Here is a 22513-nt window from a genome sequence, read left to right on the forward strand (position 1 = left end):
TCGTTTACGGCGCTTCCGGCGCCTTCGGTCAACAATCGAAAAAAACGGTTTCGTTCGGTCCCTGCATATGGATGTCCCAGCGATACTCGGCCTTGCCGTTCTGGCGCTGCGCGACCAAGGTCGGGCGGCGCTCGGCATCGTTTATCAGGCCAAGCACGGGATCGTCCGCATTGCCGGCTTCGTCGGAGAAGTAGATACGGGTGTAGAGATGCCGCAGCATGCCGCGCATGAACAGGCAGACCACGATATGCGGTGCCTGCAGGCTGTTGCCAGGTCCCGGCACGGCACCCGGCTTGATCGTGACAAAGCTGAATCGACCTTCCTTGTCGGTCGGCACACGGCCGAAACCGATAAACGCGCCATCCAGCGGCTTGTCCTGCGCATCGTCCGGATGAGCGTATTTGCCGTCGGCATTCGCCTGCCAGAATTCAAGCAGGGCATCCGGTACAGGCTCGCCCTCTCCATCAAGAACGCGGCCGGAGATCACGATCCTTTCGCCCCGGGAGGCATCCTTGGCGATATCCGGTCGGGTGATGACTGTCAGCCCCAGATGCAGATAAGGGCCGACGGTCTGAGAGGCGGTCGGGACAAGCGACATCTTACTGCTTCTCCATCGGCGTGGCGTCGCGGCCACGCAGCACGATATCCCAGCGATAGCCTAGCGCGAATTCCGGCACCGTTGTCTCCAGATCGAAAGCCGACACCATGCTGTCGCGCGCCCGCTGGTCGGTCACGCAGTTGAAGATCGGATCCAGCGGCAGCAAAGGATCGCCCGGAAAATACATCTGCGTTACCAGTCGCGTCATGAAACTGGGACCAAAGAGCGAAAGATGAATGTGCTGCGGCCGCCAGGCATTGTGGTGGTTGCGCCAGGGATAGGCGCCGGGCTTGATGGTGATGAAACGATAACGGCCCTCGTCGTCGGTGACGGTGCGGCCGTAACCGGTGAAATTCGGATCCAGCGGCGCGTCATGCTGATCGAGGGCATGGCGATAACGGCCGGTCGAGTTGGCCTGCCACAACTCGATCAGGGTGCGGGGCACCGGACGGCCATTCTCGTCAAGTACACGGCCCGAGAGGATGATCCGTTCGCCGATTGGTTCGCCGGCATGCTGCCTGGTCAGGTCGTTGTCGGTCGGACCGACCAGTTCATGCCCAAAAAGCGGGCCCGTGACTTCGGACAGCGTTTGCGGCAGCAGCACCAGGGGCTTGCTTGGAGCGCGCTTGATCGAGGAGTTGTATGGGGGATGCAGGTAATTCGGCTGCGTCCCGGCCGCCGGCCTCTTGTAGCCGATCAGGGCTGACATTGCGTTTTCTCCTCCCGCTTACGGCAATCGAACTTGAGGATCGCCGTCAACAGCGCCTTTTAGAAGCACGGTTGTTGAAAATTTCGATACTGACTTGACATAATGTGCGAACAGCGCACAATGATTTGTATATTTAACATTTCTACTGGATCACCCTCCCTTGTCAACTGCCATCAATGTGCGCGACTTCTCCACCTCGCTCGCTCGCGGATTGCGCGTCATCACCGCTTTCGATCGCGACCACGACGAAATGACGTTAAGCGAGGTCTCGCGGCGCGCCGACATGACCCGTGCCGCCGCGCGGCGTTATCTGCTCACGCTGTGCGAGCTTGGTTATGTCACCGGCGATGGGAAGTATTTCCGTCTGACGCCCCGCGTACTGGAACTGGGTTTTGCATTCCTCACCTCCATGCATATCTGGGAACGCGCCCAGCCCTTCATGGAACACCTGACCGAACAGGTGAACGAATCCTGTTCAATATCGGTGCTGGAGGGCAGCGACATCGTGTATGTCGCGCGCGTACCGACCAAGCGCATCATGTCGGTGGCTCTTGGCATCGGTACGCGGCTTCCCGCCTTCTGCACCTCGATGGGACGCGTGTTGCTGGCCGATTTGCGGCCCGCGGAACTGGAGAATTTCCTCGCGCAAACCCAATTCCAACCTTTGACGCCCCATACCATCACCGACCCTACCCTGCTGCGCGACCGGATCGCCGCCGTGCGGCAGAATGGTTTCGCGGTGGTCGACCAGGAACTGGAAATCGGACTGCGCTCGATTGCCGTGCCGATCCGCAACCAGTCAGGCCGCGTGCTGGCGGCGATGAATGTCAGCGGCCACGCCAGCCGCATCAGCGTGGAGGAGATGCAGCAGCGCTTCCTCTCGCCGCTGCTTTATGCCGCCGAGGGCATTCGCATGGCACTGGCCTGAGGCGGGTCAGCCGAATTTATCGCGGATGGCTGCCGGTACCGGCAGTGCTTTCAGTCGACCTGGCTTCTCAGGATGTTCGGCCGCCCAGACACGGCGCTCGTAACCATCAACGGCCAGTATCCCGGCATTGAACACCTTGTGGCTGACAATAAAGTATTTATCGGCCCATTCGGTGATCCCGCTATGCACTTCGATGACATCACCGAATTTCGACGGTGCGAGAAATTTTGCATTGGCCTCCGCGATGGGGATTCCCACCACGCCGTGATCGTCGAAAACCGTGCGCATATCGAGGCCGACGCTGTCCCACAGGTGCCGTGTGCCGGCATCGAACCAGGCGAAATAATTGGGATAGAATACGATCCGCGCCGGATCTGCATCGCCCCATTCGATGCTGACGCGGTGAACACTGATCTTCATGACTGCCCCCTGGCGTCGAATTTAGTTTTGAACAACAACAATAATAAGTGCTGATTTTCAAATATCCCGCATATTGATTGCCAGCCTCCTGGATATCTTTTAAATCCGGGACGGATACCCCCTGAATCGGACCGGCAGGATGGCAACGCGCAAACCCAAATCCGCAGTCGCGGCTGAGCCGGAATCGGCCGCCCGGATCCATCTTGGCGCCCTGGATGGCCTGCTAGGCTATCGCCTGCGCCGCGCGCAGCTGGCGGTTTTCCAGGATTTCATGACGACGATGAAGGATTATGACCTGCGGCCGGCGCAGTTTTCCGTGCTGGCCATCATCGCCGCCAATCCGGGACTGAAACAATCGCGGGTCAGCGAGGCATTGGGCATCAATCGCGCCAATTTCGTCGCGCTGCTGGATGAACTGGAACAGCGCAAGCTGGCGCGCCGGGCCACAGCCGCCGGCGACCGCCGATCGAATGCCCTCTACCTTACGCCGAAAGGCGAAAGCTTTCTGAACGAGGCCTGCGAGCATCTTCTGCGGGTACATGAGCGGCGCATCGAAGCCGCCCTTGGCAATGCGGACAAGCAGCTGCTGATTGACCTGCTGGATCGGCTTGCCGCGCTTTAAGTCGCGTGGCCTAGACCGTACTGGCCGCAGCCTCGGGATTCTCGACCAGCAATGCGATGCCCTGGCCACCGCCGATGCAGGCCGAGGCCACGCCGTACCGCAATCCGGATCGCCGCAATTCGCGCGCAACCGTCACCGCCAGCCGCACGCCGGTCGCCGCCAGCGGATGGCCAATGGCAATGGCGCCGCCATTCACGTTCAGCCTGTCGCGGGGAATCTCTAGCGCCCGCATGCAGGCCATGACCTGCGCGCCGAAGGCCTCGTTGATCTCGAACCGGTCGACCTGGCTCACATCGATTCCGGCCTTGGCACAGACGGCACGAATCGCGGGAACCGGTCCGATGCCCATGATCTCGGGCGGCACTCCGACGCTGGCACCGGCAATGATCCGGGCCAGGGGTACCTTGCCTTTACGGCGCAGATAGGCGCCGCTGGCGACCACGGCTGCTGCCGCGCCATCGACCACACCGGATGAATTTCCACCAGTCTGCACGCCGCCGAATGCCGGCCGGATCTTGGCCAGCGCTTCGACCGGCGATGGACGTACATGGGTGTCCTCCGTCACGTGTGGCGTCTTTCGGCCCAGTCTGACGCCGCGCGGATTATAGCCTTTCAACGCGAATTCCTCGCTGGCGACTGGCACGATCTCGTCGGTGAAAAAACCGTCCTCACGCGCCTTCAGCGCGCGGTCGAAGCTTTCGGCGGCATAGACATCCACTTCCTCGCGCGTGATCTGGTATTCGCGGGCCAGATTCTCGGCTGTGTCGCCCATCATGATGCCCGGCGCCGGATCGATCAGCGCTTCCCACAGAAAGTCCTTGAATTCGACCTGCCCCATGCGGAAGCCGTTGCGGTGGGTGTAGGAGGCCACGGGATTTCGGCTCATGGATTCGGCGCCAACCACCAGGCCGGTCTCGGCCTGGCCCAGACGGATCTGGCTGGCCGCCTGGATGATCGCCTCTATGCCGGTACCACAGACGCGCTGCACCAGATGTGCCGGCACGCCCACAGGCACGCCCGCATAAAGCCCTATGTGACGGGGCAGCATGTAAGCGTCGTAGGAAGCCTGCGCCATGCTGCCGGCAACCACAGTGTCGATCTCCTCGCCAGAGATCTCGGTTTTTTTCAATGCCTCTCGCGCAGCCTTGATGCCCAGGTCGATGGGTGAAACGTCTGCCAGCGGCCCCATATAGTCGGCAAACGGCGTACGCGCGCCGCCGGCCAGCCAGATATCGTCGAAATCAATGGTCAAGGCATGCGGCACGGGTGACATGGGGGCGGCTTCCTCTCCGTCGCTCTGTATATTGTTATTTTGACTTACCGACCTTGCCGGCGCGCTTTTCCATAAAATCGCGGATGCGGGTCTTGGCTTCCGCGTCGGCCTGGGCGATGGAGGAGATCATCGCCTCCATCATATAGCCGGCTTCGGGGGCGCTTTCGGCGATGCGCGGCAGGGCATGCATCACGGCAAAATTCGTCATTGGTGCGTTGCCGGCAATCCTGGCGGCCAGTTCCAGCGCCCTGGTCATGCCCTCGCCTTTTCCAACCAGATACTGGGACAGTCCGATGGCGTGGCCTTCGTCGGCGCTGTAGATGCGGCCGGTCAGCATCATGTCCATCATGCGGGCCACGCCGATCAGCTTCGGGATACGCACCGAGCCGCCGCCGCCCACAAATATGCCGCGTTGCCCCTCGGGCAGGGCATAAAACGCCGATGGTTCGGCAATGCGGATATGGGTGGAGGCCGCCAATTCCAGGCCGCCGCCGATCACTGCGCCATGCAGAACCGAGATCACCGGGACACGGCCGAACTGGATGTGGCGGAAGGCTTCATGCCACATCATTGAATGGCCGACGCCTTCGCTGGCCGAGAGTTCCTGCGTGGCCGAAAGGTCGAGCCCGGCCGAGAAATGTTCGCCCTCGCCATCCAGCACCACGGCCTTCACGCCTTCGGGGACCAGGGAGAAGAACCGCTGCAGGCCCAGCACGGTGGCGTTATCGAGCGCATTGCGCTTTTCCGAACGCTTCAGACGCAAAATGGCGATGTCGCCCCGCAACTCCACGCCGAGCGTGATGGGCAGGCCAAGAGTGGCTTCCAGGCTGCTGTCCGGGCCGGCTGGTTTCTCGACAGAAGTAAGGCGCATGACGGCTTTTTTGGTTAGGATGGATAATTGTTATGCAATATAACGATTATCCCGGCCATGGCAAGCGCACAGATTGTGCCGCGCCGGCTCCGCCATTCTGCCCGGAAAGCAAGATAGTCCTGATTTTTCAGAGAGATGGTGCCCCAGGCCGGACTTGAACCAGCACGCCCTTGCGGACAACAGATTTTGAGTCTGTCGCGTCTACCAATTCCACCACTGGGGCCAACAAACCGATCCGGTTTGCGGCGCGGATATTACCCAAGCAGCCGGCTTTCGCAACTGCCGGCCCGATGGGCGGGCTGTGTGGCTGGCAAATACCGCGTGCCTGCAACGGTTCGAGTTTTGCGCAAAAAAAAATCGATAATCGGCCAGCCTCCGATGTCGCGCGCAGCTTCTGCACGATATTCGCACGTCTGTGCGAAAAAGGCTTACCTTGGGCCCGGCGCCGGGTTAGATTGATATTGTTGGATATCCAATAAACACCCTGGGAGGGAATGTGGGCGCGCTCTCGGTCGTCTCGACCGCGGATGTGGCACCGGCGGAAAGGCTGGCGCTGTGGGGCGATTTCGTCTGGCGCCACATTGGCCGCCTTCAATCCGACACGTTTGGCGACAGCCGCTTCGATGGCCGTCTGGAAATCGGCGATCTCGGTGGTCTGAAATTGCTCGACATCACGGCCAGCCGGCATAGGGTGGTGCGCACCAACACCCTGATCCGCCAGGACGACCGAGGTTACGTGAAGATCGTAGCCCAGATCGAGGGTTCGGCCTGCTTCGAGCAGAATGGCCGCAAGGTTGTTTTGTCCCCCGGCGAATGGAGCATATACGATACCACCCGCTCCTACATCGTCTCCAACCCCGAGGCGATCAGGCAGCATGCGGTACTGCTGCCGCGCAGTCGCCTTACCCGCATGGGCCTTGATCTCGACAATCTGGTGGTCCGGCGGTTTTCCGGCCGCAGCGGCGTCGGACGTCTGACCTACGATCTTCTCGCCTCTGCCTTTGCGGAAATGCCTGTCGTCACCAGCAGAAGCAACGGCGATGACCTGGCAGAGACCATGTCGCACCTGGTTCGCCTTGCCGCGCTTGACCAGATGGGCACCAGTACGGAAGCCGCGCTGCATGAAACTGCCCGCGACCGCGTGAAGGCATACATTTCCACCCACTTGCATGATCCGATGCTGTCGCTGGATCGCATCGCCGCGGCGATTGGATGCTCCAAGCGCTATCTGCACAAGCTGTTTTCTGATGAGGAAGAAACCCTCAACAGCTATATCTGGCAGATGCGGCTGGAACGTATCCGGCAGGATTTGGCGCATCCCGGCCTGCGGGGCAAATCGATCACCGAAATCGCCTTTGCCTGGGGCTTCAATTCCTCGACCCACTTCAGCCGCAGCTTCCGCGAGCGTTATGGCGTAACCCCTCGCGACTATCGCGCCATGGCCCTGGGTGACGACAATTACTGGCTTCGCCTGGCCGACGCCGCCGAATAACACTCCCGGCCCGCCTACACACCCTTGTCATGCCGCCGCGCATGGACAAGTCCCCGGCCCTGCGGCATACACTCGGCCGGAACTGGCTGGAGCTCTGTCAAACCGTGTTTCGCAAACTTTACGACTGGACCATGCGCCAGGCGGCCCGCCCGAAAGCCCATCGGACACTCGCCGTCGTTTCCTTCATTGAAAGCTCGTTCTTTCCCATTCCTCCGGACGTAATGCTGATCCCGATGTGCCTGGCCAACCGCGACAAGGCCTGGCGTTATGCCATGATCTGTACGATCGCATCCGTATTGGGCGGCATTGCCGGCTATGCCATCGGCTACTTCCTGATCGAAACCGTGGGACAGGCCATCATCGATTTCTACGGTTATGCCGATAAGTGGGACGCCTTCGAGGCAGCCTACGAAAAATACGGCGCTGCGGTTGTGTTGCTGATGGGCTTCTCTCCCCTGCCCTACAAGGTGGCCACCATTGCCAGCGGCGCAACGCATTTCTCCTTTGCAGTATTCGTGATCTCATCCGTGGTTTCGCGCGGCGCACGGTTTTTCCTGGTAGCCGGTCTGTTGTGGAAATTCGGTCCGCCGATCCGGGACTTCATCGAACGGCGGCTGGTGATCCTGATGTGGATATTCGTCATCGGCTTGATCGGCGGCTTCGTCGTGATCAAGTATATGGTCTGAAGCCACGGGAAAGAGCATGCACAGCGCCGCCGCCAACAAACTGCTCGCGCCTGCCTACTCGGGACTGCTGATCGCGGTGGCCAGTGCGGCAACGCTTGGCATGGCTTTCGTCGCGCAATACGGCTTTGGCCTGGCGCCATGCGAATTGTGCCTTTGGCAGCGCTGGCCCTACGCGGCGGCCATCGTATTTGGTCTGGCCGCCCTGCTACTGCCGCGCCTGCGGATGGCCCTTCTGGTCCTGGCCAGCCTCAGCATCCTGATTGGCGGCGGGATCGGTGTGTTCCATGTTGGCGTCGAGGAGAAATGGTGGCAGGGGCTCACCAGTTGTGGTGGCGGCCCGACGCCCAACAGCATCGACGCCCTGCGGGCCCAGTTGCTGACCGCCCCGGTCGCCCGCTGCGACGAAGTGTCCTTCCGCTTCCTCGGCCTCTCCATGGCCGGCTGGAACGTGCTATGGTCGATCTGCCTCGTGATCTTTGGTGCCCTGGCGGCGAAGCGCGCCGGGCAGGAGAACAAGTGATGCCGTCGCCCTCACATGCAAAAAAAGCCCGACTGGCTGGCGACCCCGATCCGCGCCAGCTTCTGGAACGTATTCTGCGCGTCGACCATGCCGGCGAGTATGGCGCCAAGCGCATTTACGAAGGCCAGCTCGCCGTTCTGAAAACGGCGCCCTCGACCCCCACCATACGCCACATGGCCAAGCAGGAGCAGGAGCATCTAGATGCCTTCTCGCGCCTGCTGCCGCAGCGCCGGGTGCGCCCCACCCTGCTGTCTCCGCTCTGGCATGTCGGTGGGTTCGCCATGGGCGCCGCCACCGCGCTGATGGGCGAGAAGGCGGCCATGGCCTGCACCGAAGCCGTCGAGGAAGTGATCGACGCCCATTACACGCGGCAGATCGAGGCACTGGGCGAATCAGAGCCTGAACTGCGCGGGCTGATCGAGAAATTCCGCGCCGACGAGATCGAGCACCGCGACACCGCCCGCGCCGAGGGCGCGCAGGAGGCTCCGGGCTACGATTTTCTCTCAAAGGGTATCAAGGCGATCACACGCGGCGCCATCTGGCTGTCCGAACGGGTATAGCCGTCTTACGGCTCCAGCTCGCTATCCCAGTACAGGAAGTCGCGCCAGCTTTCATGCAGGTAGTTGGGCGGGAAAGCCCGGCCATTGCGCTGCAGTTCCTGCACGCTGGGTACATGGGGCCTGATACGCGGATGCATGTGGCAGTCGTCGGGCATGCGGCCGCCCTTGGCCAGATTGCAGGGCGCGCAGGCCGCCACCACATTGTCCCAGCGCGTGAGCCCGCCACGCGACCGCGGGATCACATGATCGAAGGTCAGTTCATGCCGGCTGCCGCAATACTGGCAGGAAAAGCGATCGCGCAGGAAAAGATTGAATCGCGTGAAAGCCGGCCGGCGGGCCGGTGCGATATAGCGCTTGAGCGCCACCACGCTTGGCAGGCGCATGCGGAAGCTGGGCGAACGGATCTCCTGATCGTATTCCGACAGGATGGTGACACGATCCATGCAGACCGCCTTGACCACTTCCTGCCACGGCCAGACCGAAAGCGGGAAATAGGACAGCGGCTGGTAATCCGCATTCAACACTAACGCTGGACAACTCTCAGGGTTCATTGCTTCCCCGGGCCCGGTTGCGTTGCACTGCATTACCATATGCGGGGTTACCGCATCATGACAACTACCTTATTTTGTAAGATCCCGGCGCCAGCCGGCCGGGACTATGCAACGCGCGCCAGCGTCTCGGCCAGAAAGGTCCCGCCAAGCCGCAAACCCTCCGGGTCGATGCCATGGCCAAGGCCCGGGCTGACATGGAATCGGGCCGGGCAATCGGCGGCGGCCAGCCCCTGGAGCGCGGAGAACATCGCCTCGATGGGGACGATATCGTCGGCATCGCCATGGATCAGCAGAATCGGCGGGCGGCCACGAATATCTTCGCGCAGGCGATCACCCAGCAGGGCACCGGAATAGCCAAGGATAGCGGCCGGCGCAGGTTCGCGCCGCAGCCCGACATGCAACGCCATCATGGTGCCCTGGCTGAAACCGACCAATGCCAGCCGATCCCCGGCCAGACCATGATGCTTGAGTTCGGCATCGAGAAACGCATCCAGTTGTGGCGCCACCTCCTCTGCGGCGGCCTGCATGGCTGCGTAAATCTGCGCGGCATGGTGAGGATCGCGGCGCAACAGCTCGGGATCGTAACTATCGAGGCCAAACCACTGCCGTCCGCCACCCAACCCGGGGGGAAAACCGAAGATGCGGCCCGGAGCATGGGGCGCGACAAAGGCTACCTGCGGCAGCAGGCGCTGCCATTGTGCGCCCAGTTCGATCAGGTCGTTGCCATCGGCGCCATAACCATGCAGCAACACGACGAGATGTCGGGCATCGCCCTGCAATGGCTTGAGTCTGGGTCCATCGATCATGGCTTGGTTCCGTCCGCCGCCTGATCCGTCGTCAGGCGATTCTGCGTCGCCCCATAATAACGCCAGAGCAGGCGCGCGGCGACGCCGCGATGCGGGCGCCAGGCCTCTGCCATGGCATCCATCGTCTTCACATCCGGCCGCGCCGGAAGTTCGAACAGGCGTTTCACGGCTTCCTGCAAGGCCACGTCATGTGCCGGCCAGATATCCTCGCGATCAAGCGCGAACATCAGGAAGATTTCGGCCGTCCAGCGACCGATGCCCTTGACCTCTGTCAACATCGCAATGGCGGCATGGTCATCCAGTTTCGGCAGAATGCTCAGATCAAGCGCGCCTGACTTCACGGCACGGGCCATGTTACGCAGATAAGCGGCCTTGGGCCGGCTCAGGCCGCAGGCGCGCAGGCGGGGCTCGCTCAGCCTGAGCAGCCGTTCCGGGCTGAAGACGCCGTTGGCGCGCCCCTGAACGGTCGCCTCCAACCGCCCCCAGATGGTATTGGCCGCGGCGACTGAAATCTGCTGTTCGACCACGATCCGGCAGAGATTGGGGAAATCCGCCGGCCGGCGCCGGTCAGGGATGCAGCCCACCAGATCAAGCGCCCGGGCAAACCGCGCATTCCGGACGCAAAGTTCCGCCAGCGCCCTCTGCGTGCGCTTGCGGTTATCGGGCTTTGTCTTTGACGGCGGCTTTGCCATAACTGTCTCAGCGAATCCTTCTGCATACTCTGGCCGATGCCCTCCCCCGTTGTCACCCGCTGCGCACCCAGTCCGACCGGACATCTGCACCTCGGCCATGCCTATGCCGCCGGGATTGCCTGGATGCGCGCCCAGCAGGCCGGCGGCCGTTTCCTGCTGCGCATCGAGGATATCGATCTCACCCGCTGTCGTCCGGAATTCACCGACGCGATCTTCGATGATCTGGCGTGGCTCGGCCTGACCTGGGAGCAGCCCGTGCGGCGCCAATCCGAGCATTTCGCCGAGTATCGCCATGCGCTGGACATGCTGCAGGACCAGGGGCTGCTCTATCCCTGCTTCTGCACGCGCAAGCAGATTGCCGCCGAAATTGCCGCGTCGGGTCAGGCGCCCCATGGCTTCGAAGGCGCCATCTACCCCGGCACCTGCCGCCATCTGAGCCGCAGCGAACGGCTGGATCGCATGGCGAGTGGCGAGCCCTATGCATTGCGTCTCGACCTGCCGGCGGCCTGCCGCCTGGTCAGCGGCTGGCCGCTCCGCTGGCATGACGAAACATCCGGCCATCAGACCGTGACGCAGGATCTTCTGCTGCAGGGTTTTGGCGATGTCGTGCTGGCGCGGAAGGAAACGCCGGCCAGTTATCACCTATGCGTCACTCATGATGACGCGCTCCAGGGCGTCACCCTGGTGACGCGCGGCCGGGATCTTTTTCACGCCACGCATCTGCATCGCTTGCTGCAGGCCCTGTTCGGCTGGCCGGTGCCGGCTTACGCCCATCATCGCCTGCTGACCGACGAGAGCGGCGAGCGCCTGGCCAAGCGCAAGGATGCGAAGCCCCTGCGCGAACTCCGCGGCGCCGGCCTGTCTCCGGCCGAGGTCTGGCGCATGGCCGGACTCGCCCCCTTCCCGCTTACTGACCGATCAGCGGCGGCCAAGCGGGATGGCGTAGGTGACGAATAGCGTTTCGACGCCCGGATTGCTGTCGTAGATGCTGGCATTCGATATGTGGCTGAAGCCAACACCCAGCCGACCGCGATTGTCGAAGCGATAGCTGAGTTCAAGCTGGGACTTGAATTCGATGGCGCCGCCGAGATCCTTACCGTCGCCCCGGCGATAGACACCCGGAGCGAAACTTGGCGTCAGAACCCAGCGCCGGCCGAGATACACATCGACCAGCACACCTGCATAGCCGTATGCCGCCTCTTCATGGGTGGCCATGGCGCCTACGAACGGCTTGAATATCCATATTTTCTTATCGTGGCGATATTCCAGACGGCCCTCGAAGGCCTCCTTGTCGTCCAGAACGTCGTGATAGCCGGCGCTGATTGCCAGGAAGGCCGGGTCGTCTCCGCCCTTGACCGTCTGGGCGACAGCCGCCTGTCCCAGCATCGTCACGGCGACCATCGCCGCAACGGCGCAAAAATGCCTGCTGCTCCGCATCTGCCTTACCCCCCATATCGCCGTCGACTTCGAGTCTTTTTGGCGATTTCCCCATAAATTCCAGTCTGATACTAGTCGACCCAAGATTGGGCGCAAGGGCCCGCATTTGAAAGTCAGGCCGCCATTGGCTCCATTCTTGCCACATTTTGCCGGCAATGAAGATTCATGCGATTCCTGCGCCGCCTTTGTCTGGGTCTGTGTCTTGCCGTTCTGGCCCTGCCTTTTGCTTATGGGACTGCCGCCCTCGTCCTGGGCATGACCCCCGCACCGCACCGCGACCCGTTGCCCGAGCAGGCCCGGATTCCGGTGTATCTGATCTCTAATGGCTGGCACGTCTGGCTCGCGCTGCCGCTGGACCATGAAGCCGGCCTGCCTGGGGGAAAGACCTGGCAGGGATGGCTTGGAAATGATCCTGCCATGGCTGCCTCGGGGGAGCCTCAGGCCGCCTACGTCGCCTTCGGTTGGGGCGACAGGGCCTTCTACCTCGCCACCCGGAGGCCGGCCGATCTACGCCCCGATCTGGCCATCGGCGCTCTTTTGGGGCGCGGGCCGGCCGCGATGCATGTGATGCATATCCCCCGGCCCGACGCCGCCGACCCGGACCAGCCAGGCGCCAACCGGGTCCGCCGCCTGGATATCGACACGCTGCAGTATCATGCCCTGGCCGCATATATCCGCAGCGGTTTTGAACTGGGGCCGGATGACGGGCCGCGGCGCATAGCCGGGGCCGGTTTCAGCGGGAACGACGCCTTTTACGAGGCGGTAGGCCGCTACAGCCCGATCCGCACCTGTAACGAATGGATCGGCGCCGGCTTGCGGGCTGCCGGCCTGCCGGCAGGCTGGTGGACCCCCTTCCCCTTCGGACTGATGAATCGGGCCTGAAATGCCCATGTTTACGGCTAGGAAACGGCCGGGCTCGCCTTGCGACTCAGGCCCAAAGGGGCTAAACCCAGCCCCGAAAAAAGAACGGTTCCGGGCGCCCGGCGCCCACCCGCTCGCCACGCCATCCCATCGGAGAACAAGACCATGACGGTACGGGTTGCGATTAACGGTTTTGGCCGCATCGGCCGCAACGTGCTGCGCGCCATCATCGAAAACGGCCGCACGGACATCGAGGTGGTGGGCATCAACGACCTCGGACCGGTCGAAACCAACGCCCACCTGTTCCGCTATGACAGCGTGCATGGCCGTTTCAACGGCGAGGTCAAGACCAAGGCCGATGCCATCGACGTGGGCCGCGGCTGGATCAAGGTGACCGCCGAGCGCGATCCGGCCAAGCTGCCGTGGAAGGAACTGAACGTCGATATTGCCATGGAATGCACCGGCATCTTCACCGACAAGGAGAAGGCTGCCCTGCACCTGACGGCTGGCGCAAAGAAGGTGCTGGTCTCGGCACCGGCCACCAATGCCGACCTGACCGTCGTCTACGGCGTGAACCACGACAAGCTGAAGGCCGAGCACACCGTGGTGTCGAATGCTTCCTGCACCACCAACTGCCTCGCCCCTGTCGCCTGGGTGCTGAACGAGACCGTCGGCATCGAAAAGGGCTACATGACGACGATCCATGCCTATACCGGCGACCAGCCGACGCTGGACACCATGCACAAGGATCTTTATCGCGCCCGCGCCGCGGCGCTGTCGATGATCCCGACCACCACCGGTGCCGCCAAAGCCGTCGGTCTGGTGCTGCCGGAACTGAAGGGCAAGCTGGACGGCACCGCAATCCGCGTGCCGACCCCGAATGTGTCGCTGATCGATTTCAAGTTCATCGCCAAGCGCAACACCACGGTTGAAGAAATCAACGAAGCGATGAAGAAGGCGGCGAACGGCAAGCTGAAGGGCATCCTCGGCATCAATGAGGCCCCCCTGGTCTCCAGCGACTTCAACCATAACCCGGCCAGCTCGACCTTCGACGTCAAGCAGACCCAGGTGATGGAAGGCAATCTGGTGCGTGTGCTGTCGTGGTACGACAACGAGTGGGGCTTCTCCAATCGCATGTCCGACACCGCGGTGGCGATGGCGAAACTCTGAGGCCCAGGCCGGAGCCCGTACCATGAATCGTTTCCGCACGCTCGACGAGGTCGATGTTGCCGGCAAAACGGTGCTGACCCGCGTTGATCTCAACGTTCCGATGAAGGATGGCCGGATCACCGACGATCTGCGCATCAGCCGCATCCTGCCCACGCTGCACGAATTGTCGCGCAAGGGCGCCAAGGTCGTGGTGCTGTCGCATTTCGGCCGGCCGGATGGCAAGCCGGTGCCGGATATGTCGCTCAAGCCGGTGGCCGCCGCCCTGGCCACCGCATTGGGCGCGCCGGTCGGCTTCGCCGAGGACTGCATTGGCGACACCGCCAAGGCCGCAATCGACAAGCTGAAGCCCGGCGGCGTCGTACTGCTGGAAAACACCCGCTTCCACGCGGCGGAAGAGAAGAACGACAGCGCGTTTGCCAAGTCGATGGCGGCGCTGGGCGAGATCTACGTCAACGACGCCTTCTCCTGCGCCCATCGCGCCCATGTCTCGACCGAGGCGCTGGCGCATCTTCTGCCGGCCTATGCCGGCCGCAACATGGAAGTGGAGCTCAAGCATCTCGAAGCCGCCCTTGTGGCGCCCGAGAAGCCGGTGGCGGCCGTGATCGGCGGCGCCAAGGTGTCGACCAAGCTGGAACTGCTGGGCAACCTGCTGGGCAAGGTCGACAAGATCATCATCGGCGGCGGCATGGCGAACACCTTCCTGTTCGCGCAGGGCCGCGAAGTGGGCAAAAGCCTGTGCGAGAAGAACATGGCCGACACCGCACGCGACATCCTGCGCGATGCGGTGGCCCGCGGCTGCGCCGTGATCCTGCCCGACGACGTTGTGGTCGCCCGCGAATTCAAGGCCGGCGCGCCCAGCAAGGTGGTGGCATCCGACCGCTGCCCGGCCGACCAGATGATCCTGGATATCGGCCCGGTCGCAGCCGCCCGCCTGGGCACCATCCTGGCCGATTGCCACACCCTGGTTTGGAACGGCCCGCTCGGCGCCTTCGAAACCCCGCCCTTCGATGCCGGCACCGTGACGGTGGCGCGCACGGCGGCGGCGCTGACGGCCTCAGGCCGCCTGCTTAGCGTGGCGGGTGGCGGCGATACCGTAGCGGCCCTGCGCCATGCCGGCGTGGCGGAGGAGTTTTCCTACGTTTCCACCGCCGGCGGCGCCTTCCTGGAATGGCTGGAAGGCAAGGAACTGCCGGGCGTGGCCGCGCTGACGGCGAAGTGACTGCATGTTTAGAGTCCCCGGCATCCGGGAAATCGAAAGAAGCTTTTGGGAGCTGACAAAATGAACCTCACCGAACTCAACAAGATCGCCAAGGGCATGGTTGCCACCGGCAAGGGCATCCTGGCCGCCGATGAGAGCACCGGCACCATCGAGAAGCGCTTTGCCAGCATCAACGTAGCCTCCACCGAGGACAATCGCCGCGATTACCGCGAAATGCTGTTCACCACGCCGGGCGCCGAGCAGTACATCTCAGGCGTCATCCTCTACGACGAGACCCTGCGGCAGAAGGCCAAGGACGGCACTCCGCTGGTCGACATCCTGAACAAGCGCGGCATCATCCCCGGCATCAAGGTCGACAAGGGTGTGCAGACCCTGCCCGGCAGCGATGGCGAAAAGATTACCGAGGGCCTCGACGGCTTGGCCAAGCGCATGGCGGAATACCATCAGCTTGGCGCGCGTTTCGCCAAGTGGCGCGCCGTGCTCAACATCGATGCCGCCACCGGCAAGCCGAGCCGCCAGTGCCTGGTTGCCAATGCCGAGGCGCTGGCCCGTTATGCCGGCATCTGCCAGGCCGCCAACATCGTGCCGATCGTCGAGCCGGAAATCCTGATGGATGGCGCCCACGATCTGGCCACCAGCTTCGCCGCCACCGAACGCACCCTGCACACGGTGTTCGAACAGTTGGCCCTGCACAACGTTGCCTTCGAGGGCATGATCCTGAAGCCGAACATGGTGATCCAGGGCGAGCAGGCCAAGGTACGCGCCAGCGTGGACGAAGTGGCCGACGCCACCGTGAAGGTGCTGCTGCGCTGCGTGCCGGCAGCCGTGCCCGGTATCGCCTTCCTCTCGGGCGGCCAGTCCGACGAGGATGCCTCGGCCCATCTGGGCGCCATGAATGCGCGCCATCCGAACCTGCCCTGGAAGCTGACCTTCTCCTATGGCCGCGCCCTGCAGGCCCTGCCGCTGAAGCTGTGGGGCGGCAAGGCCGCCAATATACCGAACGCCCAGAAGGGCTATTTGCACCGCGCCAAGCTGAACGGCCTGGCGGCCGTGGGTAAGTACGATCCGAAGCTGGAGCAGGAATTCAAGGCGGCCTGAAACTACGCCTGAGCAGCCCAAACAGACGGCCCCGGCATTACTGCCGGGGCCGTTTTCGTTTCGGGGTCTGAGTTGGGGAACTACGCAGCCTTGGGCTGGGCATCAATCACGGTGGCCCCGACCACATTGGCGTTGATCGGGATCTGGCGCGGCTTCTTGGCTTCGGGCACCTCGCGCTTCAGCGCGATATGCAGCAGGCCGTCATTCAACTCGGCGCCGACCACCTTGACCGTGTCGGCCAGCTCAAAGCGGCGCTCAAAGGCACGGCGGGCAATGCCGCGATGCAGGTAGGTCACTTCGCCATCGGCGGGCTGCTCGGCCGCCTTGCCGGTGATCAGAAGGCTGTTTTCCTTCACCGTGACCTCGAGTTCCTCGGGCTTGAAGCCGGCCACCGCCATGGTGATGCGATAGGCGTCTTCGCCGCGTTTCTCGATATTGTAGGGCGGATAGCTGGCCGTCGCCTCGTCGACGCGACTGGCCAGTTCGAACAGGCGGTTTACATGGTCGAAACCGACGCTGGAGCGGAGCAGCGGGGCAAAATCAAAAGCACGCATGGTGTCATCCTCCTGGAGCGATGAATCCGTTTCACGATCCGCGTATCTGCCGGATCGCCGTGAAGGCCGGGCCCCAGCGGGCACCCGGCTTGGCTTGGATGTAGGAAGGGCCCGTTCAGGCTTCAAGAGGGGGCAGCCCCCCTGAATCAGGGCTGCCCGATGGTGATCGGGTACCACTTGAATTCGGTCAGGGCACGCCCGCGCAGGATATCGACGACATGCTTTGGCCCGACGAATTCGGGGGCGAGGTTAATCCCCTGGGCCGCCAGCACGACAGTGGAATTCTTGAAAAGCGGCTTCATGGCCGCCAGCGACCGGGCGGCCATCTCGTCGGTCGCGATGGCCGCATAGGAAACGTAGATGACGGTAATGATCTCGTTGCCGAGCTTGATCGAAGCGGATTGATAGACTTGGGCCATCGGCGCGGCTCTCGTTGCCCTTGTGCGCGCTGTTCAGCTTTTCAGGGATAGCAGCGGCTTCGTTAAAGAAGGATGAGGGCGGTTTCCGGCTTCAGACAACAAAAAAGCGGCCCAGGAGGGCCGCTTCCTGCGCCGGGCCATACACCCGGCAGAAAATCCGTCTGCGGTTTACTTCTTAAGGCCGAAATTGCCGAACTTCTTCTTGAACTTGGCCACCTGACCACCCGACTCGTTCAGACGGGCCGGGCCGCCGGTCCAGGCCGGATGCGAGCTCGAGTCGATATCGAGCATCATGGTATCGCCGGGTTTGCCCCAGGTCGAACGGGTGGTGTAGACGGTCCCGTCGGTCATCTGGACCTTGATCTCGTGGTAGTCCGGATGGATATCGGCCTTCATGACTGCTCTCCTGGGCCAGCCTGGGTATTGATCCGCCAGAAGCCCGTAAAATTTGCTCAATGGGCCGGCGTTATAGCCACAACCACCCCCTGCCGCAAGGGTGAAAACCGTGATCGCGCCGCAGACCTGCAAGTCATTGATTAAAATATACTAATTTCGCACAAGCCCGCGCCTCCACCGCTCGTAGGGGACGGAGTCCGTCAAATCCAGCCCGAGCTTGTCGAGTCCATCCAGGATCGGAATGAACCCGTTCAGGCTGGTATTCCGCTGGGTGCTATCTGAAGCCCAGCCGATCACTGCGATACCAACCACATTCCCCTGCCGGTCAAGCAAAGGGCCGCCGCTATTGCCGCCATGGATAGGAACATCCGCTTGAATCAGTTCGTAGGGCTGTCCCGGCGGTCGAGCCGGCCGCCAGGCGCTGACCACGCCGCGGGTGACCGTCCAGGCCAAGGTGGTCATCTGCGGCGCCCCGATCGCATAAACCTCCTCAGCGACCCGGGCCGGGTTTTCACGGATCGGCAGCATCGGGTAGCCACTGCCCTCCAACTTGAGCAAGGCAACATCCCGGGCTTCATGCCGGCGCAGCACCTCGGCAATAAGAGTACGGCCAGATATCAACCGAACCCTTACAAACCGCTGGCCACCCACCACATGCTGGTTGGTCAACACCAGACCGTCTTCGGAAATCAAGAATCCGGAGCCATGTCCGCCTTCGCCCACTTCAATCAGTACCGTCGCGGCCCGAACTTGATCGATATGCCTGTCGATCGGCTGAGCCGATAATGTCTGGCGCAACAATGGGCGGCGGGGCATAGCAATTCCCGTATCGCCTGCCGTGGTTTCGCGCTGTGGGCTCTGCGACACCATGGCGCGCAAACTGGGATCGGCCGCCACCTTGTTGGCAGTGTCGGCAAAAGCATGTTGCACGAACAAATCGTAGTCACCGGGCAAAGGAGTCTTGCTTTCGAACACGCCCTCGACATCCCGCTGCCACACGACCTGACGGCGCAGCGGATCGTAGATCTGCCAATTGACGGTTACGCGCAGCGTACCCGATAGGTTGCCATCAGGCACGCCGGACCATGAATCGACATGCCGGCAGAAATCGCCACTGACATTGCTGATGCTGGCGCCAGCGAGGAAATCGGGCTGATCGCGCTGACCGGTTTCGAACAGCGCGTTCGGGTTGCCGACAACGCGATAGCCATGCCCGTCAAATACCCGATAGAAGATGTCGTTGTAGGCAACGGCATTCAGCAGTTTGCGATCGCTGTCATAGTGCAGCTTGCTGTTGTAGTAGCAGGTCAGAGGCTTGAACTTCGCCTCGGCGATCACCGCGCCACGCGGCACCGTTGTCTGTACTCGGCTGAATCCAATTGGACGCATATCGGGCTTGATGCCGCCACTGGCCTTTGCAGGCTCGATCACTGTGCCGTCGGCCTGGATCACCGCCCTGGCCTCTATAACCGGCGGCGCCGTCGCTACGCTGCGACAGTTTGCGCAAAACAACGCAGCACCCAGCATCACAACGAGCCGCCACATGGCACCCCCGCACCGCTTTTTCGATCCATTTGATTCCTACATGCGCAGTTTGAGAACATAAAGCGAAATATAATCGATCATAAAAAGTACATACGCTAACATGCAGACCGGAGGGCTTCTGTATCGACCTGTCGCGTTGTGACACAAGGGTGCGGCGGCTATAACCACCGCAGATTCCTTACAAGACGAAATTATGCCGCTAGCCGATCACAATCCTAAGCGCCTTTCCTTGGGCGCGCTCCGTCGAACCTTACGCTTCATTGCCCCCTATCGTTGGATGGTGGCGGCGGCGGCCCTCGCTCTCGTGGTCGCTGCCGGTGCGGTGCTGGGCATAGGGCAGGCCATTCGCCGGGTGATCGATGTCGGCTTCGGCCACAGCACCGGCGATTATCTCGACCTGTATTTCGGCGCCCTGTTCGGGGTCGTGGCGTTGCTGGCGGTGGCCACCTTCGCGCGGTTCTACTGCGTCACCTGGCTGGGCGAGCGTGTGGTGGCAGATATCCGCCGCACGCTTTACGCCCATGTCCTGAAACTCAGCCCTGCCTTCTTCGAGACCACCCGCACCGGCGAAGTGCTATCGCGACTGACGACCGATACCGAACTGATCCAGGCCCTGATCGGTTCCTCGGTCTCGGTCGCCCTGCGAAACATGCTGCTCTTCTTTGGCAGCGCCGCCCTGCTGGTGGTGACTTCGCCGCGCCTGACCCTGCTCGTCGCCCTCGTCATTCCGCTGGTCGTCCTTCCGATCGTCGTGCTGGGCCGACGGCTGCGGCGTCTGTCACGCGAAAGTCAGGACCGTATCGCAGACCTGTCGGCCCAGGCCGGCGAGACGCTGAACGCCATCACCACCGTGCAGGCCTATACCTACGAGCAACGCGAAACCGAGCGTTTCGGCGCCAATGCCGAAGCTGCCTTTGGCAGCGCCGTGCGCCGCATTCGTGCGCGCGCCTGGCTCACGGCGCTTGTCATGCTGCTGGTGTTTGGCGCGGTGAATGCCGTGATGTGGATCGGCGGCAAGGCCGTCTTTGCCGGCGAGATGTCGGCCGGCGAATTGTCGGCCTTCGTGTTCTACGCCGTGATCGGCGCTTCTTCCGTGGGCGCGTTGTCGGAAATCTGGGGCGATGTGCAGCGCGCAGCCGGCGCTGCCGAGCGCATGATGCAGCTGCTGGCCACCGAACCGACCGTGCAGGCCCCGGCCAACCCCGAACATCTTGCCGTCACGCCTGCGGGTAGGCTGCAGTTTGATGCCATACGGTTCCACTACCCGGCGCGGCCCCAGATGCCCGCCCTCGACGGCCTAAGCCTTGATGTGGCGGCCGGGGAAACCGTCGCCATTGTCGGCCCATCCGGGGCCGGCAAGACCACCCTGTTCCAGTTGCTGCTGCGGTTCTACGATCCGGATGCCGGACGCATCCTGTTCGACGGCATTGACATCGCGCGTCTCGATCCGGTCGAATTGCGCCGCCACATCGGTCTTGTGGCGCAGGATCCCGTGATCTTCGGCGCCAGCGTGGCAGAGAATATCCGCTATGGCCGTCCGGACGCATCCGACCAGGATGTCCGCGCCGCCGCCGAGGCCGCCGCCGCCCATGGCTTCATCCAGGCCCTGCCGCAGGGCTACGATACCTACCTGGGCGAACGCGGGGTGCGTCTGTCGGGCGGCCAGCGTCAGCGCATCGCCATTGCCCGGGCCCTGCTGCGCGATCCGCCCGTGCTGCTGCTCGACGAAGCGACATCCTCGCTGGATGCGGAATCGGAAGGCAAGGTGCAGAGCGCGCTGGAGCGCCTGATGCAGGGTCGCACCACCCTGGTGATCGCGCACCGGCTCGCCACTGTACAGAAGGCAGACCGTATCGTGGTCATGGACCAGGGCCACATCGTCGCCGCCGGCCGGCACGACAGCCTTATGGCGGAAGATGGCCTCTACGCCCGCCTCGCCCGCCTGCAATTCATGTCAGGCCCGACCAATGCCGCCGCGTAGCCGCCGCGCCGATCGCCCGGCACAGCGCCGCCTGATGCGGTTCTGGTGGCGGTTCATCCTCGTCGCACTGATTGCCTATCTCGGCTACACGATCTGGCTCGGCGGCGCTTATCGCGATGTCGAACCCTTCGTTGCCGGCCAGTGCATCGCCGTTGCCGCGCCGCCCGGGCCCGAGGATATGGCGATCCTGCCCGGCGGCCATGCCGCCATCGTCTCCAGCCAGGACCGCCGCGACCGCATGGCCCAGGGCGGCCTGTATCTCTACGATATGACCAGCCGCCCAGGGCGCTTCACCCCGATCCCGCTTCCGCCCAGCCTGCCTTTCCACCCTCATGGCATGAGCCTGTTCGCCACAGCCGACGGACAGATATTCCTGCATGTGATCAACCACCGCGCCAGCGACCGCCATACGGTGGAAATCTTCCTGTTGCAGCTTGCCGCCGATGGCACGCCCACGCTGCGCCATCGCGGCAGCGTCAGCAGCGACCTGTTCGTGCATCCGAACGGCATCGCAGCGGCCGGGCCGGAATCCTTCTACCTGACCAACGACCGCGGCAGCGGACCCCGCTGGATGCATATGGTGGAGAATCTGCTGCAACTCAGCCGCTCGACGGTCGTATACCACGATGGCCGCTTTGCCCGTCTGGTCGCCGAGGACATCGCATTCGCCAATGGCATCGAGGTTTCCGCCGATGGCGGCACGCTGCTGACCGCCTCGACGCTGTGGCGCATGCTGCTGGCCTATGCACGCGACCCGGCGAGCGGCATGCTGGTCCGCACCGGCAGTCTTTCGCTGCCACTTGGTCCCGACAACGTTCGCCGCGACAGCGATGGCGATCTGTGGATCGCCGGCCATCCCAACGCCTTCGCCTTTATCGGACACGCCATGGATGCGGACAAGGAAAGCCCGAGCACGGTGCTGCGGGCTGGCCGCGACAGCCGGGGCGTGATGCGCGTACAGGAGGTTTTCGCCGATCCCGGCAGCCTGCTTTCGGGCGCCAGCGTCGCGGTTCACCACCAGGGCCGGCTGCTGATCGGCGCTGTATTCCAACCCACCATTCTGGATTGCCAGCTGGAACCGGAGCGTTTCAGAGATGCCGGCTGA

26 protein-coding genes and 1 tRNA gene are annotated in these 22513 nt (G+C 62.8%); 13 read left to right on the forward strand and 14 right to left on the reverse strand.

From position 1 onward, the window contains the following. Positions 1-28 precede the first annotated feature (28 nt). Together pcaG and pcaH are read right to left on the reverse strand one after the other, a co-directional pair. The gene (pcaG, locus tag ACK4FK_RS01925) at positions 29-634 is read right to left on the reverse strand and encodes a protocatechuate 3,4-dioxygenase subunit alpha (protein ID WP_409740337.1); all 606 of its coding nucleotides are present in this window, start codon (positions 632-634) and stop codon (positions 29-31) included. Then, positions 600-1307 carry a protocatechuate 3,4-dioxygenase subunit beta gene (gene pcaH, locus ACK4FK_RS01930; RefSeq protein ID WP_409740339.1) on the reverse strand — a complete coding sequence of 236 codons (708 nt, stop codon included), beginning with the start codon at positions 1305-1307 and terminating at the stop codon, positions 600-602. The genes pcaG and pcaH overlap by 35 nt, the downstream gene beginning before the upstream one ends. 160 nt (positions 1308-1467) lie before the next feature. On the opposite strand from pcaH, the gene ACK4FK_RS01935 reads away from it, so the two are divergent. Then, positions 1468-2235, forward strand: coding sequence for an IclR family transcriptional regulator (locus ACK4FK_RS01935; RefSeq protein WP_409740342.1), 768 nt, complete (start codon positions 1468-1470; stop codon positions 2233-2235). 6 nt (positions 2236-2241) lie between these two features. Here ACK4FK_RS01935 and ACK4FK_RS01940 read toward each other — a convergent pair whose 3' ends face one another. Next, on the reverse strand, positions 2242-2655 hold the full coding sequence (locus ACK4FK_RS01940) for an acyl-CoA thioesterase (protein ID WP_409740344.1): 414 nt from the start codon (positions 2653-2655) through the stop codon (positions 2242-2244). Between the two features lie 139 nt (positions 2656-2794). On the opposite strand from ACK4FK_RS01940, the gene ACK4FK_RS01945 reads away from it, so the two are divergent. Then, positions 2795-3277: a MarR family winged helix-turn-helix transcriptional regulator gene (locus ACK4FK_RS01945; protein WP_409740347.1), complete on the forward strand. Its 483-nt coding sequence runs from the start codon at positions 2795-2797 to the stop codon at positions 3275-3277. 10 nt (positions 3278-3287) lie between these two features. Here the strand turns inward: ACK4FK_RS01945 and ACK4FK_RS01950 are convergent, their stop codons facing one another. From ACK4FK_RS01950 to ACK4FK_RS01960, 3 genes are all read right to left on the reverse strand, one after another. After that, positions 3288-4550, reverse strand: a complete 1263-nt coding sequence (locus tag ACK4FK_RS01950) for a thiolase family protein (RefSeq protein WP_409740350.1) — start codon at positions 4548-4550, stop codon at positions 3288-3290. 34 nt (positions 4551-4584) lie between these two features. After that, complete coding sequence (locus tag ACK4FK_RS01955; RefSeq protein WP_409740352.1) at positions 4585-5421, reverse strand: crotonase/enoyl-CoA hydratase family protein; 837 nt, start codon at positions 5419-5421, stop codon at positions 4585-4587. Between the two features lie 136 nt (positions 5422-5557). Further along, a tRNA-Leu gene (locus tag ACK4FK_RS01960) sits at positions 5558-5644 on the reverse strand. A 273-nt stretch (positions 5645-5917) separates the two neighbouring features. Between ACK4FK_RS01960 and ACK4FK_RS01965 the strand changes: the two genes are divergently transcribed. From ACK4FK_RS01965 to ACK4FK_RS01980, 4 genes are all read left to right on the forward strand, one after another. Next, entirely contained in the window at positions 5918-6913 is a 996-nt protein-coding gene (locus ACK4FK_RS01965) for a helix-turn-helix domain-containing protein (RefSeq protein ID WP_409740355.1), read from the forward strand. Between the two features lie 104 nt (positions 6914-7017). Continuing rightward, the gene (locus tag ACK4FK_RS01970; protein WP_409740358.1) at positions 7018-7599 is read left to right on the forward strand and encodes a YqaA family protein; all 582 of its coding nucleotides are present in this window, start codon (positions 7018-7020) and stop codon (positions 7597-7599) included. 16 nt (positions 7600-7615) lie between these two features. After that, positions 7616-8119, forward strand: coding sequence for a disulfide bond formation protein B (locus tag ACK4FK_RS01975; protein WP_409740361.1), 504 nt, complete (start codon positions 7616-7618; stop codon positions 8117-8119). Further along, positions 8119-8679, forward strand: coding sequence for a demethoxyubiquinone hydroxylase family protein (locus ACK4FK_RS01980; protein WP_409740363.1), 561 nt, complete (start codon positions 8119-8121; stop codon positions 8677-8679). The genes ACK4FK_RS01975 and ACK4FK_RS01980 overlap by 1 nt, the downstream gene beginning before the upstream one ends. Positions 8680-8684: 5 nt before the next feature. On the opposite strand, the gene ACK4FK_RS01985 is transcribed toward ACK4FK_RS01980, so the two are convergent. The 3 genes from ACK4FK_RS01985 to ACK4FK_RS01995 all read right to left on the reverse strand — a co-directional run bounded on the left by ACK4FK_RS01985 (position 8685) and on the right by ACK4FK_RS01995 (position 10728). Further along, entirely contained in the window at positions 8685-9230 is a 546-nt protein-coding gene (locus ACK4FK_RS01985) for an HNH endonuclease (RefSeq protein WP_409740366.1), read from the reverse strand. A gap of 104 nt (positions 9231-9334) precedes the next feature. After that, positions 9335-10036: an alpha/beta hydrolase gene (locus ACK4FK_RS01990; protein WP_409740369.1), complete on the reverse strand. Its 702-nt coding sequence runs from the start codon at positions 10034-10036 to the stop codon at positions 9335-9337. Further along, on the reverse strand, positions 10033-10728 hold the full coding sequence (locus ACK4FK_RS01995) for a DNA-3-methyladenine glycosylase family protein (RefSeq protein WP_409740372.1): 696 nt from the start codon (positions 10726-10728) through the stop codon (positions 10033-10035). Before ACK4FK_RS01995 ends, ACK4FK_RS01990 begins: the two co-directional genes overlap by 4 nt. A 36-nt stretch (positions 10729-10764) precedes the next feature. Here ACK4FK_RS01995 and gluQRS point away from each other — a divergent pair, with 36 nt between their 5' ends. Then, the gene (gene gluQRS / locus ACK4FK_RS02000; RefSeq protein WP_409740375.1) at positions 10765-11685 is read left to right on the forward strand and encodes a tRNA glutamyl-Q(34) synthetase GluQRS; all 921 of its coding nucleotides are present in this window, start codon (positions 10765-10767) and stop codon (positions 11683-11685) included. On the opposite strand, the gene ACK4FK_RS02005 is transcribed toward gluQRS, so the two are convergent. Continuing rightward, positions 11647-12165 carry an acyloxyacyl hydrolase gene (locus ACK4FK_RS02005; protein ID WP_409740378.1) on the reverse strand — a complete coding sequence of 173 codons (519 nt, stop codon included), beginning with the start codon at positions 12163-12165 and terminating at the stop codon, positions 11647-11649. The two genes, gluQRS and ACK4FK_RS02005, sit on opposite strands and share 39 nt — an antisense overlap. A 165-nt stretch (positions 12166-12330) precedes the next feature. Between ACK4FK_RS02005 and ACK4FK_RS02010 the strand changes: the two genes are divergently transcribed. The 4 genes from ACK4FK_RS02010 to ACK4FK_RS02025 all read left to right on the forward strand — a co-directional run bounded on the left by ACK4FK_RS02010 (position 12331) and on the right by ACK4FK_RS02025 (position 16513). Continuing rightward, complete coding sequence (locus tag ACK4FK_RS02010) at positions 12331-13047, forward strand: DUF2459 domain-containing protein (protein ID WP_409740381.1); 717 nt, start codon at positions 12331-12333, stop codon at positions 13045-13047. A 144-nt stretch (positions 13048-13191) separates the two neighbouring features. Then, positions 13192-14196 (forward strand): type I glyceraldehyde-3-phosphate dehydrogenase, encoded by a 1005-nt coding sequence (gene gap, locus ACK4FK_RS02015; protein ID WP_409740384.1) that lies wholly within the window; start codon positions 13192-13194, stop codon positions 14194-14196. 22 nt (positions 14197-14218) lie between these two features. Then, complete coding sequence (locus tag ACK4FK_RS02020; protein WP_409740387.1) at positions 14219-15415, forward strand: phosphoglycerate kinase; 1197 nt, start codon at positions 14219-14221, stop codon at positions 15413-15415. A gap of 60 nt (positions 15416-15475) precedes the next feature. Then, positions 15476-16513 carry a class I fructose-bisphosphate aldolase gene (locus ACK4FK_RS02025; protein ID WP_409740390.1) on the forward strand — a complete coding sequence of 346 codons (1038 nt, stop codon included), beginning with the start codon at positions 15476-15478 and terminating at the stop codon, positions 16511-16513. An 80-nt stretch (positions 16514-16593) separates the two neighbouring features. On the opposite strand, the gene ACK4FK_RS02030 is transcribed toward ACK4FK_RS02025, so the two are convergent. The 4 genes from ACK4FK_RS02030 to ACK4FK_RS02045 all read right to left on the reverse strand — a co-directional run bounded on the left by ACK4FK_RS02030 (position 16594) and on the right by ACK4FK_RS02045 (position 19427). Continuing rightward, complete coding sequence (locus ACK4FK_RS02030; protein ID WP_409740393.1) at positions 16594-17067, reverse strand: Hsp20 family protein; 474 nt, start codon at positions 17065-17067, stop codon at positions 16594-16596. 146 nt (positions 17068-17213) lie between these two features. Then, positions 17214-17486 carry a hypothetical protein gene (locus tag ACK4FK_RS02035; protein ID WP_409740396.1) on the reverse strand — a complete coding sequence of 91 codons (273 nt, stop codon included), beginning with the start codon at positions 17484-17486 and terminating at the stop codon, positions 17214-17216. A 168-nt stretch (positions 17487-17654) separates the two neighbouring features. Further along, on the reverse strand, positions 17655-17882 hold the full coding sequence (gene rpmE, locus ACK4FK_RS02040) for a 50S ribosomal protein L31 (RefSeq protein ID WP_409740398.1): 228 nt from the start codon (positions 17880-17882) through the stop codon (positions 17655-17657). Positions 17883-18032: 150 nt separating this feature from the next. Further along, positions 18033-19427 carry a S1C family serine protease gene (locus ACK4FK_RS02045; protein ID WP_409740401.1) on the reverse strand — a complete coding sequence of 465 codons (1395 nt, stop codon included), beginning with the start codon at positions 19425-19427 and terminating at the stop codon, positions 18033-18035. A 193-nt stretch (positions 19428-19620) separates the two neighbouring features. Here ACK4FK_RS02045 and ACK4FK_RS02050 point away from each other — a divergent pair, with 193 nt between their 5' ends. Together ACK4FK_RS02050 and ACK4FK_RS02055 are read left to right on the forward strand one after the other, a co-directional pair. Beyond that, the gene (locus ACK4FK_RS02050; protein ID WP_409740403.1) at positions 19621-21408 is read left to right on the forward strand and encodes an ABC transporter transmembrane domain-containing protein; all 1788 of its coding nucleotides are present in this window, start codon (positions 19621-19623) and stop codon (positions 21406-21408) included. Next, positions 21395-22513, forward strand: a complete 1119-nt coding sequence (locus ACK4FK_RS02055; RefSeq protein WP_409740406.1) for an SMP-30/gluconolactonase/LRE family protein — start codon at positions 21395-21397, stop codon at positions 22511-22513. Before ACK4FK_RS02050 ends, ACK4FK_RS02055 begins: the two co-directional genes overlap by 14 nt.

It is taken from the genome of Ferrovibrio sp. (assembly GCF_046297895.1).
In the GTDB taxonomy this organism is placed as follows: Bacteria; Pseudomonadota; Alphaproteobacteria; order Ferrovibrionales; family Ferrovibrionaceae; genus Ferrovibrio.